The organism is Mesorhizobium sp. WSM4815 (assembly GCF_055811575.1).
The window spans coordinates 169,009-182,854 of sequence record NZ_JBVVQS010000101.1; the positions used below are offsets into that span (position 1 = coordinate 169,009).

Here is a 13,846-nt window from a genome sequence, read left to right on the forward strand (position 1 = left end):
CATGCACGGCACGACTTCAAGCTATGTTATCGAACCAACCGCAATCCCGAGCATCCCGGTGGCGGGAACCGACAAGATGTTTCCGGTGCACCGGGTCTATTGCGTCGGGCGGAACTATGCCGCGCATGCCGTCGAGATGGGACACGACCCCGACAGGGAGCCGCCATTCTTCTTCCAGAAGAACCCCGACAACCTCGATACGACAGGAGAATTTCCGTACCCTCCGGCCTCCAACGATGTTCATCACGAGATCGAAATGGTCGTGGCGCTGAAGAGCGGCGGTACCGACATCCCGGTAGAAAAGGCTCTGGACTGCGTGTTCGGTTATGGCGTAGGTCTCGATATGACGCGGCGCGACCTGCAAGGGAAGGCGAAGGACCTGGGCCGTCCATGGGAGGTCGGCAAGGCCTTCGAGGCATCGGCGCCATGCACGCCATTGGTTCCGGCAAGCTCGACCGGCCATCCCAGCCAGGGCGCGATCTGGCTGGACGTCAATGGTCAGCGAAAGCAGACCGGCGACCTCAACCAGATGATTTGGAAGGTTCCGGAAATGATCAGCTATCTCTCAGGTCTGTTCACGCTGAAGCCGGGGGACATCATTCTTTCCGGCACGCCGGCGGGCGTCGGCGCGGTCGTTCGCGGTGATGTTCTTCGCGGTCATATCGATGGCGTCGGCGACCTAGAGGTTCACGTTGTCTGAAGCGGCCTCGATCATTGAGCGGCTTGCCGCCGGAGCCGGCGATGCGCCGGCGATTTCGGCACCCGACAGGATCACGCTCACGCATGGCGGACTGCGCCGCCTGATCTCCGAGACGGCAGCGCAATTGCATGCACTGGGCCTCGGCCGTGGCGACCGGGTGGCCATCGTGCTGCCGAACGGGCCGGAGATGGCGACGGCCTTTGTCGCAGTGGCGGCGGCGGCGTCGACGGCGCCGCTCAATCCGGCCTACCAGGCCGACGAGCTCGATTTCTATCTGACCGACATCGGCGCCAAGGCGATCCTCGTCGCCGAAGACGAAAGCGGCCCGGCGGTGACCGTGGCCGAGCGCCTCGGCATAGCGGTGCTCAGGCTCACGGCACTGCGTGACGCGCCAGCCGGCAGTTTTGAGATCAAGGGCAAACCGGTTGGTCCGTCTGTTTCGCCCGACCTGGCTGAAGACGGCGACATCGCGCTGTTGCTGCACACGTCCGGGACCACGTCACGACCCAAGCTGGTGCCGCTCAGCCACGCCAATCTCGCCGCCTCGGCCGCCCATATCGGCGCGACGCTCGGCCTGACATCAGGCGATCGCTGCCTCAACATCATGCCGCTGTTCCACATCCATGGGCTGATCGCGGCGGTGCTGTCCTCGCTCGCAGCCGGCGGCAGCGTCTTCTGCACGCCGGGTTTCAACGCGCTGCGCTTCTTCCATTGGCTGGGCGAGGCGCGGCCGAGCTGGTACACGGCGGTGCCGACCATGCATCAGGCGATACTGCCGCGCGCAACGCGCAATGCCGAGGCATTGGCCGACGCGCCTCTTCGCTTCATCCGCTCGTCCTCGGCATCGCTGCCGCCGCAGGTGATGGCCGAGCTTGAGGCGACCTTCGGCTGCCCGGTGATCGAATCCTACGGCATGACCGAGGCCGCGCACCAGATGGCTTCGAACCGGCTGCCGCCGGGCCTGCGCAAGCCGGGCAGCGTCGGCGCCGCGGCCGGACCGGACGTGGCGGTGATGGCGCCGGACGGGCGATTGCTGCAGCCCGGTGACACCGGCGAGATCGTCATTCGCGGGCCCAATGTCACCGCGGGCTACGAGAACAATCCGGACGCCAATGCCGCGGCTTTTGCGCATGGCTGGTTTCATACCGGCGACCAGGGCGTGCTCGACGACGACTTTTATCTGCGCGTCACCGGCCGGCTTAAGGAGATCATCAACCGCGGCGGCGAGAAGATCTCGCCGCTCGAGGTCGACGACGTGCTGATGGACCATCCGGCGGTGGCGCAGGTCGTCACCTTCGCCACGCCGCACGACAAGCTCGGCGAGGAGGTCGCGGCTGCGATCGTGCTGCGCGAGGGCATGGCCGCCACAGAAGCCGACATCCGCAGCTTTGCCGCGACACGGCTTGCCGCCTTCAAGGTGCCGCGCATTGTCCTGATCCTGGACGAAATCCCGAAGGGCGCGACCGGCAAGCTGCAGCGCATCGGCCTCGCGACCAAACTCGGTCTTGCCAAACCTGGGCTGGGATAATGCGGATCAGCATTTTTGGCGCTGGCGCGATCGGCGGCTACCTCGCGGCCAAGCTTGCCATGGCCGGCCGCGTCGATCTGTCGATCGTGGCGCGCGGCGCGCATCTCGACGCGATCAGGACGGCCGGTCTTCGCCTGATCGAAGACGGTCATGAATCCGTCGCCTCGGTCAGGGCCGCCGCGCAGGCGCAGGAGCTAGGCGTCCAGGACTATGTCGTGCTGGCGCTCAAGGCCCATTCGGTTGCGCCAGCGCTCGACCAGATCGCGCCGCTGCTGGGTGAGGGGACGGCCGTCGTCACCATGCAGAATGGCGTGCCGTGGTGGTATTTCCACAGCATCGGCGGGCTGCTCGAAGGCACGGGGTTGCAAGCGGTGGATCCCGGTGGGGTGATCTGGGACCGGCTTGGGCCGGATCGCGTCATCGGCTCGGTCGTCTATCCCGCGGCAGAGGTGGATGCGCCCGGCCTGGTCCGCCATATCGAGGGAAAGCGGTTCTCGCTTGGCGAGCCCTCGGGCGAGAAGAGCGAGCGTGTCACGCGGCTTGCCGAGGAGATGGTTGCAGCCGGGCTGCAGGCGCCGGTTCGCGACGACATCCGCAGCGAGATCTGGGTGAAGCTGTGGGGCAATCTCTGCTTCAACCCGATTTCCGCGCTGACCGGCAGCACGCTTGCGGCAATCGCTGCCGACGAGGCCACCCGCGCGCTTGCCCGCACCATGATGCTGGAGGCGCAGGCGATCGGCGAAAGCCTCGGCGTTCGTTTCCCGATCTCGGTCGACCGCCGCATCAAGGGTGCCGGCGACGTTGGCGAGCACAAGACCTCGATGCTGCAGGATCTCGAGCGTGGCCGGCCGATGGAGATCGATGCGCTGGTGACGGCGGTCCAGGAACTCGGCCGGCTGACCGGCCAGCCGACGCCGACCATCGACAGCGTGCTGGCGCTGGTGCGCCGCCTCGCCATCGAGCGCGGCTGCTATTGATGTACCAATCGTGAAGTTGCCGCCTCGCTCTCCCCGGGCGAACGAGTACTTGTATCGACAGAGATCTGGATCGCATGGCTATTGATCGTCGCATCACAAGTGCTTCAGCGGTCAAGGCTGGCGCGCAATACTCATCCTGACAACAATTGTCAGCTGTCGAGCGGACCGCCAGTGGCAGGTTAGCAAACGGTTCCCTACTTGGAACCCGTCTGAACAGGAGCAACACCCATGACAACGGCAGAAATTGCCAAGGAATTCACAGAGCTGCTCAAGCAAGGTCAGAACAAAGCTGCGGCTGAGAAGTTCAATGCCGATGACATCGTCAGTTACGAAGCGATGGAAGGGCCGATGGCGGTCTGCAATGGCAAGGAGGCCGTGAAGCAGAAGGGCCAGTGGTGGGAGGAGAACAACGAAGTTCATGACGGCTCGGTCGATGGCCCATATGTCAACGGCGACCAGTTCGCAGTGCGCTTCAAGTTTGACATAACGCCCAAGGCTACAGGCGAGCGCGTCAGCATGGATGAGGTTGGTCTGTACACGGTCAAGAACGGCAAAATTGCCGAAGAGCGCTTCTATTATTGAGGCCGGCTTCCGGAAGCTTTGTACTTGCTGCATCGTTGGAAATCAGGCACGGCGGCTAGGACGAATGCCCTGGCCGCCGTGTGAGCAGCCCAATCCCCTTCACATATGCCGCCAACTGATCGCCACGGTGCCTCAGCCGTCGAAAAGCCCATCTCGCCATGGCAAACCCAAAAAATTGAGGATGCCGGTCTCGTCGCTGGCAAAGTCTGAACGGTGGTTTAGGGTGCGCCAGATTCGATGAGCAATGAGTCCGAGGGCCAATTTTGACGATCACCATGTACGGCATCACCAATTGCGACACGATCAAGAAGGCGCGTGGCTGGCTGGAAAGCCATGACGTCGCCTATCGTTTTCACGACTACCGGGTCGAGGGGCTGGAGGCGGATAGGCTCGACGGCTGGTCCGGCAAGGTCGGCTGGGAAACCCTGCTCAACAAGTCGAGCACAACGTTTCGCGAACTGTCGGACACGGACAGGCTGAGCCTCGACGAGAGGAAGGCCAAGGCGCTGATGCTGGCCAAACCGACGATGATCAAGCGGCCGGTCCTCGATCTTGGCGATCGTATCCTCGTCGGCTTCAAGCCTGATGTCTATCAGCAGGCGCTGGGCGGGTTGAAGTAGCCGGACGGGATGCTTTTCACGCTCCAGCTCGCCAGGCGAATTGGGTCGCGGAAAAGACCTTGGCCTGCCTGGCCGAGAGCGCGTCCCACGCTGCGCGGCAGCCGGGGTCCGGCTCGATTGTCTCGGCGATGCTCGTCATCGCATCCGCAGCCTCGGCAAAACCCTCGAACCATCCGATGCCGACCGCCGCGCTGATCGCTGCGCCGAGCGACGAGGCTTCGGCATTGTGACCCTTATGGATCGCGATCCCGGTTGCGTCCGCGATCATCTTTGTCCAAAGCTTGCTGTTGGCGCCGCCGCCGATCGCCACCATTTGCGCCGGCGAAAGACCATGGCTGCGCATCTCTTCAAGAGCCCGGGCGGTTTGCAGCGTCATTGCCTCGAGCCCTGCACGATAAAAATGACCGAGCGTGTGCGAGGGGTGCATGCCGATGAAGCTGGCGCGTGCGCTCGGATCCCAGTGCGGGTCCATGCAGCCGACCAGGGTGGTGCCGGCGAGAAGTCCGTCCGAGCCGATCGGCACGGCCGCCGCTTCCCTTTCGAGGCGGTCGAAGATCGCCGGATCGGAGCGCCCGCCGGCAAACATGTCGACGAACCAGTTGACGAAATAGACACCCGCCCGCTGCACGGCCTCGAGGAAATAGCCATCGCCGGTTGGCGAGGTCATGGTGCGCCAGAAGGCGCCGACCACCGGTTCTGGCGACCAGATTCCCGCGATGATCGCGGTTCCGAGATTGAGATAGACGACGCCGTCGCGCATGGCATTGACGCCGAGCCCGGCGCATTGCCCATCGCCGCCGGCGGCAATCACCGGGGTTCCTTCCGAAAGGCCGGTTGCGGCGGCGGCTGCGGCATGAACAGTCCCGACTCGCGTGCCGGACCGCACCGCATTGGGAAGTTGCGACGGTTTGATGCCGAGATGATCGAGGATCGGCTGCGACCATGCCTTGCGCGAGATGTCGAAGAGACCGAACGGATCGGCGCTGGTCCAGCTCGCGCTTGGCGTTCCCGTCAGTCTCAGCGTCAGATAGCCATGCACGTCGAGGATTTTGTTCGCCTGGTCCAACCGTTCCGGCTCGTTCTCGCGCAGCCATTTCAGGCGGTAGACGACCGGCGTCACGTCGATCGGCTTGCCGGTGATCTGGTGCAGCCGCTCACGGCCGATCTCCGCCGCGAAACGGTCGACCAGCCCGGCGGCGCGTTCGTCGAGCCACAGGCTGGCGGGTCCGATCGGCGCGCCGGCGCCGTCGATGAGGGCAACGGTCTCGCGCTGGTTGGAGATCGCGATCCCGGCGATGCGTGTCGCGTCGACCGCGTCGACAAGCTGTCGCAGCGCCGCTGTTGCGGCCCGCCACCAGTCGGTGACCTCCTGCTCGACATAGTCCGGCCTCGGCTTCATCAGTTCGAGCGGCGCCCGGCCTTCCGCCACGGCTCGTCCGTCCCGGCTCCAGGCAATCGCCTTGCAGGATTGGGTGGAACTGTCGAGGCCGACGACAAGAGGTCCGTCGCTGCTGCCCATGATTGTCCTCCCGAGACGATGAGTTCCACCGGTGCTGGTTACCGGCTATTCCAAGAGACTGTTCGCGGTGGCCATGTCGGTGACAAAATGTGTCGCATATCCGCCGCCGAGCCCGGCCCTGATCGCCGCCATCTTGCGGGCGCCACCGGCGGCGCAGATGCGGACCGGCACCGCTTTCAGTTCGTCGAGCGTGATGCCGACGGTGCGTCCGTCGAGCGGCGTTGCGAAAGCGGCTCCCTGAGCGTCGATAAACCGCCCGATGATGACCCCGAGCGCGCCCTGCTCGATCATGCCGGCAAGTGCGGCGGCATCCGATATCCCGGCTCGGGCATAGGTGCTCTCCGGCCCGATATCGCCGATCCCGAAGATGACCTTGCCGGCGGCATGGATCATGCGGAACTGGTTGACGAGCATCGGCTCCTGCATGAGTTGGTCGTGCAGTTCGTCGGTGGAGACGATCGCCGGGGCAAGCAGGTTGATGCAGCGGGCGCCGAGCCGATTGGCCATCAGCGAGGTGCAGAATTCCGGCGAGAAATCGCTGGTCCCGATCGAGCTTCCCGAGAGCTGGACGACGGTGAGGTTCCGATCATGCCGTAGTCGTGGGATCGAGCGGGCGGCAGCGAGCACCGTTTTTCCCCAGGCAACGCCGATCGTGTCACCCGGATCGACCATCGACGCCAGCAACCGCCCTGCCGCTTCGCCGATGCGGCGGTCGGCATCGTTGGGATCGAGGTCGGGGATGACCGCGGCGCCGCGAAGCCCGTATTTTTCCATGAGACGCCGCGAGGTCAAGGTGCGGGCAAAAGCGTCGTGGTCGACCTGCACGGCGACAAGTCCGCTTTCGCGCGCCTCCTGCAGATAGTGCACCACGCTCGCCCTGGAGACGTTCATGACCTTGGCCACGTCGCTCTGGTTGAGCTGGTCGACATAGTACAGCCAGGCAGCCCACGCCACCGCGCTGTCGAATTCGGGCGGCAGTGCCGAGAGCCCAGATGGTCGGACCACGTCGATGTCGGCATCGGCATTCATGTCCCTTTTTCCGCAGGTTTGCAGAACGAAGTCAAGCGTCGCGGGCAAATGCTTGACAAAAGACAGTGATAAGTGACTATTGTTTTAACGCCAACGCTCCTGCGCCTCGATTACAGGGTCGCCAGCATGAGGACGTCATGACCAATCCGGCAGCCGAATCCTGGACGGCATTGATCGACGACATTCTGGACGGGCGCTGGACCAACCCTGAGACCGGTGAAAAGGCCGTGGTGCCGTATGACCGGATTGTCATCGAAGAAGGCCTCGACGGGCGGGCGGCCGATCTGGTTTCGGAACTCGATCTGGGGGAGCGGTTCACGGTCGTTGCGGATGCCGCCACCTATGAGGCGCTTGGCCAACGCGTTGCGCGCGAACTGAAGACGCTCGGCCCCGTCGATGTGGTGATCCTGGATCATCCGCATGCCGACATGGCCAATGTCGAAAGCCTCGCCGTCAAACTCGCCGATGCGGATGCCGTGGTCGCGGTTGGTTCCGGCACCATCAACGATCTCTGCAAGTTCGTCACCGGCAGGAATGAGCGGCGCTATTGCGTGTTCGGGACGGCCGGTTCGATGAACGGCTACACATCGACGACTGCGTCGATCACACTTGAAAGCGGTTTGAAGGTATCGCTGCCTTCCCACGCCCCATCAGGCTTTTTCGTTGATCTTGGCGTCTCCGCTGCCGCCCCGACCTACCTGTCTGCGGCGGGGTTCGGTGACTGCCTTTGCCGCTCGGTCGCCCAGATCGACTGGTGGATGTCGCACCGCCTGCTTGGCACTGCCTACCATCAGGTCCCTTTTCTCATCCAGGAAAAGGATGAGACGGCGCTCAACAAGCGTGCCGGAGATCTTGCCGAACACGACATCGAGGCCAATGGCTACCTCTATCGCGTGCTGACGCTCTGCGGTCTCGGAATTTCCTTCACCGGCGTCTCCAATCACGGTTCCATGGGCGAGCATCAGATATCGCACTACATCGACTGTTTCGCCGGCGAGCGTCACCCCGGCACGCTGCACGGCACCCAGGTCGGCGTCGCTTCGCTCACCATGGCGCGATTGCAGCAGGCAATGCTCGCAAGCGACAAGCCGCCGGTGGTGAAGGCGACGAAGATCGATCCTGACGACATGGTCCGCCGCATGGGCCCGGCTGTGGCCGCACAATGTCTCGACGAACTGAAGAAGAAGGCCTTCGACGAGACTGCCGCCGCCGCATTCAACGAGCGGCTGCAGGAGCTATGGCCGACACTCAGGCAGGAACTCAAGCAATTCATGGTGCCTGTCGACGAGATGCAGCGCCTGCTGAAATCGACCGGCGGGCCGATTTCAGCGGCCGAATTGGGCACGCCGGCCGATTTCTATCGCGAAGCCGTCGTTCATTGCCGGGAGATGCGCAATCGCTTCTCGTTCCTCGACATTGCTGCGGATGCAGGAATGCTGGAGGATTTTGCGCTTGCGGAAGCCTGACCGGATGCGCGACCTCGCCGAATTCGGACCCGAAACTGCATCGCGCATTCGCGGCGTCTTCTGCGATATCGACGACACCTTGACCACTGAGGGTCGTCTTCCGGCCGACGCCTACCGTGCGCTCGAACGCCTGCACGAGGCGGGCCTTGTCGTTGCTCCCATTACCGGGAGACCGGCAGGCTGGTGCGACATGATTGCCCGGTTCTGGCCGGTCACCGGCGTGGTCGGCGAAAATGGCGCTTTTTACTTCGCTTATGACCAGGCAACGCGAAAGATGATCCGGGTTTTCGCGGCAAGCGCTGACGAACGCCGGGAAAACAGGCGCAGGCTCACCGAACTGGAAAAGCGCATTGTCCAGGAGGTGCCGGGTTCGGCAGTATCCGCCGACCAGCAATATCGCGAAGCCGACCTGGCCATCGACTTTTGCGAGGATGTTCCGGCGCTGCCGCTGTCCGATGCCAGGCGCATCAAGCAGATTTTCGAGGAGGCCGGCGCTGTCGCCAAGATTTCGTCGATCCATGTGAACGGCTGGTTTGGCCGATACGACAAGCTGGCGATGACGCGCCGCTTTGCAAGCGAGAGGCTGGGAACCGATCTCGATGCTGAAAGGCAGGCCTATGCTTTCGTTGGAGACAGCCCGAACGACGCCCCGATGTTCGGGTTCTTTCCGAACGCGTTCGGGGTCGCGAATGTGGTGGATTTCCAGGGACAGATCGACGCCGAACCCGCTTTCGTCGCCAGGTCGCGGGGTGGCCGCGGCTTCGTCGAGATTGCCGATATGATCCTGGCGAACCGGAGGTCGGGATTGGGCTGATCGGCGGGCGCGAAAAATGCGGACTGCAAAAGACGCAAGAAAGGATGTTCTGCAGGCGATGGAACCGAACCAGGGACGGCTTAGGCAAGCGGGCGCGATGCGCCAGGCAACATCGCACGGCAGCTTCGGCTGCCGCCGCAACCCCGGCCGGTCACAGCGAACTGCCCGTCCCCTGGTCGGTGATGAGGCCGGTGAAGAATCCCTTTTCCAGGAGCTTGGTCATGATGCCGACCTTGTTCTTTCCGCCGGAAACGAGGATGCGCTTGGGAATGTTCAGCGTGTCGCGAGGATAGACCCCGACAATGCGCTCGTTGACGGGATGGTCGATGAGTTCGGCGTCCCGGTCGAAGAAATAGCCGAGAAAGTTCCCGATAGGCTTCAGTCTCAGGATATCGTCGAATTCCTCGTCGGTCATGTAACCGACGCTCCGCAGCGTCGAACTGGTTGTGCCGCCGACGCTCATCAGCGCAAGGTCGGCGTTCAGCGCCTTCTGGATAACCTCGCGCGCGCTCGGTTGCTGCAGGATCGTCTCACGGCTTTCACGGCTGTCGCAGATGATGGGTCCGGGGAGATAATAGGATTCGGCCTGGGTGCGCTGGGCAAAGACGGCCGCCGCGTCGTATTTGTCGATCGACGACCGGCGCGACAGCGAGCCGAGAAGCGGCACGACGGTAACGTTTCTGAGCGCCACCGGCTCGATGTTGGAAGCGAGCCATCGCATGGTTCGGCCCCACGCCATGGCGACCGTCATGTCGTCCCTGAGCAGCGTCTCGACTGTCTGCGCGGCATAGATGCCGATCACTTCGGAGAGCCCGAGTTCCGACCCGGTGTCATCAGGTGTGACGCTGCATATGTCGAGCCGGTACTTCCGCCTGAGCTGTTCTTCCATTTCGAGCGCCTGGGACGTCCCGGCATTGATGCGGATCGAGACGATGCCGCGCTCCTTCGCCTCTGCCAGCAGCCTGTGGATCTTGGTGCGGTTGATCTGCAGCCGCTCGGCGATGGCCTGCTGCGTTTCGCCCAGCACGAAATACTGATGGGCAACCCGTGCCAGCAGACCGATCGACGTCATGAGGGTCCTCCGATGCTTGTGGTGCACCCATCCGAATGCCGCTGTAGCCGGCCAACAAGTGCTTGCCACAGACAGGGCGACGATATAGCATTTGAACAAATGCACAAGATATGAACATTTGTGCATCGCAAAACGAAGCGGTTCGGGAGGAACGCGTGCGGGTTGCCCAAGCCAGACGTTTCGTCATTTCGGATCACCCGCTGCCCTGGCTGCTGCCGCTGGTGGCGATCCTGCTTGTCTTCACCGTGTATCCTCTCATCTACAACATCTGGCTGAGCTTCCATGAGTTCGTCCCGCGCCGGCGGGCGCTCGAATTCGTCGGAACGGAAAACTGGGTGCAGCTGTGGAACGACACGCGGTTCTGGCAGTCGCTCGTCATCACCTTCACCTATTTCGCCATCGCGCTGATCTTCGAGCTGGTGCTCGGCATGGCGATCGCGCTGCTCCTCGACAGCGACGGCTTCGGTTTCGGATTCCTGCGCGGCGTGCTGACGATGACGCTCGTCATCCCGCCGGCCATTGTCGGCATGATGTATCTGCTGATGGAGGATCCGCAGTTCGGCGTGATCAGCTATCTCCTGCAGTCGATCGGACTGCTCAATTCGAACAACCCCATCCTCGCCACCGCGTCGACCGCGCTTGCCGGCGTTCTCGTCGCGGAAATCTGGCAGTGGACGCCGTTCATGGTCCTCATCTTCCTTGCCGGTCTCAGGGCGCTGCCGCCGGAGCCTTACGAGGCCGCTATGATCGACGGCGCCTCGTCGTTCCAGATCTTCCGGCGCATCACCCTGCCGATGATGTCGAAGGTGATCGCCATCGCGGTGCTGGTCCGCGGCATCGATCTGTTCCGCGTCTTCGACTACGTCTTCGTCATGACCTCCGGCGGGCCGGGAGCGTCGACCTACTCGCTGTCCCTCTATGCATGGCAGCAGACGTTCAGCTTCGTAAAATGGGGCTATGGAGCCACGCTCAGCCTCGTCACCCTGGTGATCATCCTCGTCATTGCCAACCTCTTCATCCGTATCGCCAAGGTGAGGTGGTAGAATGAGCGGCTCCTTCTCGACCCGCATGCTTCGCACCATCGCCGCCTGGGTTGTGGTCGCGATCTTCTTCTTTCCGATCTACTACTGGACGTCGGTGGCGTTCAAACACGGCAACGACATCTTCAACCGGCCGCCGAAACTGTTTGCCTTCACGCCGACCTTCGACAATTTCCAGAAGGTGTTCGGGATTTCGCTCGGCAGCGGCGGCATCACCGTGACGCCGGGCGGCGGCAATTTCTACATGGCGCCCCGCGTCTGGGATTCGATCGTCATCGCGACGCTGTCGACCGTGCTCGCTGTCGCCATCGCCACGCTTGCCGCCTATGCCCTGTCGCGCATGAACTTCCGCGGCCGGCACAGTTTCGTCGGCTGGGTGTTGTCGACGCGCATGATGCCGCCCGTCGCGGTCGCGGTGCCGATGTTCTTCATCTACAAGAATTTCGGTCTCATCGACACCTATACCGGCATGGTGCTGATCCACGCGCTGATGAACCTGCCGCTCGCCGTCCTCCTGATGAAGAGCTTCTTCGACGACATTCCTTCCGAGATCGACGAGAGCGCGATCGTCGACGGCGCCAGCCGCTTCATGATTTTTCGCAGGATCGTGCTGCCGATGGCCAAGGGCGGCATCGCCGCCACGGCGGTGCTCTGCTTCATCTTCAGCTGGACCGAATTCCTGTTTGCGCTGACCCTGACCACCACGTCGCTCAAGACCGTGCCTGTCGTCTCGTCGACCTTCGTCACCTCGATCGGCACCGCCTGGGGCAACATGGCCGCGCTTGGCGCCGCCTCCATCATTCCCGCTTTCATCTTCATTCTGTTGGTTCAGAAGCACCTCGTGCGCGGTCTCACGATGGGATCGTTGAAACAATAGATGGGAGGCTCGAATTCGCAGCCTTGAGAAAATCGCGAATTAAACCGGAGGAGTAGACAATGAAAGACAGCATCAGAAAGACGCATCTTGCCTCTGTCACCGACCGCTTCGTTCGCGGACAGATGGACCGCCGCTCGTTTCTTCGCGCAGCAAGCATTCTCGGCCTCGGCGCCGGCGCGCTCGGCATGGGCCTGGGACGACGTCCGTTCTACGGCATCAGCCAGGCATCGGCTCAGGAACAGGAACTGAAGCCCAGCGCCGAAATCACCAAATGGCTCTCGGATGTCGGCAAGCCCTTTGCTGGAACGACGCTTCGTCTCGCCACCGAATCGACGCCGCCGTCGAATGCCATCGCCACGCAGCTCAAGCAGTATTTCGAGGAGGCTACCGGCATCAAGGTCGAGATCGAAGTGCTGCCGCTCGAGCAGGTGCTGCAGAAGCTGACCCTTGACGTGGCTTCGAGCCTCGGCACTTACGACCTCTACTATATCGACCAGAGCTGGGCGGCGAGCTTCAGCCAGGACGTCTTCGATCCGCGCGAGCAGCTCAAGAACGCCGACCTGGCAATGCCGAACTACAACATCGACGACTTCCTGAAGCCGCTCGTCGACGGTATCGCCATGTACGAGGACCGCATGGTCGGCGTACCCTACGACATCCCGATCTTCATCATGCAGTACCGCAAGGACGTCTGGGACGAGCTCAAGCTGCCGCCTCCGGCGACGCTGGACGATTTGCTGAAGGCGTCTGCGGCGATCACCGACGCCAAGGGCCCGAACATGTACGGCACCAGCGGCCAGATGAAATCGGGCCATTACAGCCTCGAATGCGATTGGACGGCGTGGCTTTGGGGCCATGGCGGTTCGATTTTCGGCCCCGACGGCAAGTTCACCGGCAATGACGACGCCGGCTTGGCCGCCATGGCCTACTGGGACAAGCTCAAGGCGACGATGCCGCCCGGCGTCGACGGCTGGACATGGGATGGCGAGGGCCAGTCGGTCGGCCAGGGCGTCGCCGCCTCGATGCTGTCCTGGGGCGAATTCTTCCCGTTCTTCGACGATCCCAAGGCCTCCAAGGTCTCGGGCCTGATGGAAGCGATGGTTCCGCCGAAACCTGCCGCGACGCTGCGCACCGTCGAGCAGACCGGGTTCGGCGAAATTCCGGGCGTTGGTCACCAGGGCGGCTCTTCGCTCGCGGTATCGAAATATTCGAAGAGCCCGGACGCCGCCTGGATTTTCATGCAGTGGGCGACCTCAGCCGACACCCAGGCGCTGATAACGGTTCTGGGCGGCGGTACCGGGCCAACGCGCACCAGCGTCTATGACGATCCGCGCGTGCTGGCCAATGCGCGTGTCGGCGCCGGCACGACCCGCCACTTGCCGGTCGTGCGCGACACCATCGCCAACTACATGGGATCCGAGCCCGACCTGCCGGCATGGGCAGAACTCTCGAGCGACATGATCCCGGTTGCGCTGGGCAAATACTTCGCCGGCCAGTCGGGCTCGGCCAAGGAGTCGCTCGACGCCCTGAAAACCCAGGTCGACGATCTCGTCGCCAAGGGCTGAGTCTTCCCCCGGGCTGGCTGCCCTGGGGCCGCCAGCCCGGCGTATCGACAATTTTCG

The 13,846-nt window shown here is 63.0% G+C and carries 13 protein-coding genes; 10 read left to right on the forward strand and 3 right to left on the reverse strand.

Annotated elements, in window-relative coordinates:
• The first annotated feature begins 1 nt into the window (after position 1).
• From AC0L2B_RS26340 to AC0L2B_RS26360, 5 genes are all read left to right on the forward strand, one after another.
• On the forward strand, positions 2-700 hold the full coding sequence (locus AC0L2B_RS26340) for a fumarylacetoacetate hydrolase family protein (RefSeq protein ID WP_473747751.1): 699 nt from the start codon (positions 2-4) through the stop codon (positions 698-700).
• Entirely contained in the window at positions 693-2,228 is a 1,536-nt protein-coding gene (locus tag AC0L2B_RS26345; protein ID WP_473747398.1) for an acyl--CoA ligase, read from the forward strand. Before AC0L2B_RS26340 ends, AC0L2B_RS26345 begins: the two co-directional genes overlap by 8 nt.
• Entirely contained in the window at positions 2,228-3,205 is a 978-nt protein-coding gene (locus AC0L2B_RS26350; RefSeq protein ID WP_473747399.1) for a 2-dehydropantoate 2-reductase, read from the forward strand. The genes AC0L2B_RS26345 and AC0L2B_RS26350 overlap by 1 nt, the downstream gene beginning before the upstream one ends.
• Before the next feature lie 228 nt (positions 3,206-3,433).
• Complete coding sequence (locus tag AC0L2B_RS26355; RefSeq protein WP_473747400.1) at positions 3,434-3,787, forward strand: SnoaL-like domain-containing protein; 354 nt, start codon at positions 3,434-3,436, stop codon at positions 3,785-3,787.
• Between the two features lie 263 nt (positions 3,788-4,050).
• Positions 4,051-4,407: an ArsC family reductase gene (locus AC0L2B_RS26360; RefSeq protein WP_473747401.1), complete on the forward strand. Its 357-nt coding sequence runs from the start codon at positions 4,051-4,053 to the stop codon at positions 4,405-4,407.
• Between the two features lie 16 nt (positions 4,408-4,423).
• On the opposite strand, the gene AC0L2B_RS26365 is transcribed toward AC0L2B_RS26360, so the two are convergent.
• Together AC0L2B_RS26365 and AC0L2B_RS26370 are read right to left on the reverse strand one after the other, a co-directional pair.
• Positions 4,424-5,926 carry a xylulokinase gene (locus AC0L2B_RS26365; protein ID WP_473747403.1) on the reverse strand — a complete coding sequence of 501 codons (1,503 nt, stop codon included), beginning with the start codon at positions 5,924-5,926 and terminating at the stop codon, positions 4,424-4,426.
• 45 nt (positions 5,927-5,971) lie between these two features.
• Positions 5,972-6,955, reverse strand: coding sequence for a sugar-binding transcriptional regulator (locus AC0L2B_RS26370; RefSeq protein WP_473747404.1), 984 nt, complete (start codon positions 6,953-6,955; stop codon positions 5,972-5,974).
• A 137-nt stretch (positions 6,956-7,092) separates the two neighbouring features.
• Here AC0L2B_RS26370 and AC0L2B_RS26375 point away from each other — a divergent pair, with 137 nt between their 5' ends.
• Positions 7,093-8,421 (forward strand): sn-glycerol-1-phosphate dehydrogenase, encoded by a 1,329-nt coding sequence (locus tag AC0L2B_RS26375; RefSeq protein WP_473747405.1) that lies wholly within the window; start codon positions 7,093-7,095, stop codon positions 8,419-8,421.
• Positions 8,422-8,425: 4 nt separating this feature from the next.
• Positions 8,426-9,235: an HAD-IIB family hydrolase gene (locus AC0L2B_RS26380; protein ID WP_128245667.1), complete on the forward strand. Its 810-nt coding sequence runs from the start codon at positions 8,426-8,428 to the stop codon at positions 9,233-9,235.
• Between the two features lie 151 nt (positions 9,236-9,386).
• Here the strand turns inward: AC0L2B_RS26380 and AC0L2B_RS26385 are convergent, their stop codons facing one another.
• Positions 9,387-10,307, reverse strand: coding sequence for a sugar-binding transcriptional regulator (locus AC0L2B_RS26385; protein ID WP_023799422.1), 921 nt, complete (start codon positions 10,305-10,307; stop codon positions 9,387-9,389).
• Between the two features lie 155 nt (positions 10,308-10,462).
• On the opposite strand from AC0L2B_RS26385, the gene AC0L2B_RS26390 reads away from it, so the two are divergent.
• From AC0L2B_RS26390 to AC0L2B_RS26400, 3 genes are read left to right on the forward strand one after another with little or no spacing between them, the layout of a single operon-like run.
• Positions 10,463-11,350 carry a carbohydrate ABC transporter permease gene (locus AC0L2B_RS26390; protein WP_031255008.1) on the forward strand — a complete coding sequence of 296 codons (888 nt, stop codon included), beginning with the start codon at positions 10,463-10,465 and terminating at the stop codon, positions 11,348-11,350.
• Position 11,351: 1 nt separating this feature from the next.
• On the forward strand, positions 11,352-12,224 hold the full coding sequence (locus AC0L2B_RS26395) for a carbohydrate ABC transporter permease (protein WP_473584507.1): 873 nt from the start codon (positions 11,352-11,354) through the stop codon (positions 12,222-12,224).
• Positions 12,225-12,283: 59 nt separating this feature from the next.
• Positions 12,284-13,789 (forward strand): ABC transporter substrate-binding protein, encoded by a 1,506-nt coding sequence (locus AC0L2B_RS26400; RefSeq protein ID WP_128171996.1) that lies wholly within the window; start codon positions 12,284-12,286, stop codon positions 13,787-13,789.
• Positions 13,790-13,846 lie beyond the last annotated feature (57 nt).